The organism is Dyella japonica DSM 16301, assembly GCF_001010355.1.
Lineage (GTDB): Bacteria > Pseudomonadota > Gammaproteobacteria > Xanthomonadales > Rhodanobacteraceae > Dyella > Dyella japonica.
The window spans coordinates 1-465 of sequence record NZ_JPLA01000196.1 but is presented as its reverse complement, the minus strand read 5'-3'; the positions used below and the strand labels follow the sequence as shown (position 1 = coordinate 465).

1 protein-coding gene is annotated in these 465 nt (G+C 42.4%); it reads right to left on the bottom strand.

All coding sequences use genetic code 11. The features are described from left to right. On the bottom strand, nucleotides 1-465 hold a 465-nt coding region (locus Y882_RS18605), incomplete at both ends, for a hypothetical protein (protein ID WP_046973446.1).

The following is a 465-nucleotide window of genomic DNA, read 5'->3' as shown; positions in this document are numbered from 1 at the left end:
GTACCCTAGCTGCTCCTTCATTGAAATTTTACCATCTTTCAACTTGGTGTAGTCTATGTATAAATCCGCGCTGATTGCCTGGCCTGTGAATTTTTGAATCACAGCATACATATCGATCATGTCGTTAGTATCAACGTCCCAAGCCGAAGTGTCATACTCTTTCAGGTCATCGTATTCAGGACGGATAAACAGCACCTGCCCTTGTGGCGATTTTTTAAATATAATGTGCTCACGGACAGGATAAACCCCGTTAGTGGTGTTTGTTGCCAGCGAAGAGCTTTCATTAGGCATATATGCTTCAAGATCGCTATTACGTAGCCCACCATTTTCAATGATTTCTTTACGTAACCCTTCCCAATCCTGTTTAAGAGAAGGATCTTTCACCACGCTATCGACCTCTTTGTTATAGGTGTCGATTGGTAACCAACCTTCTGGATATTTTGTTTTATGCATCCACTCGCAGAC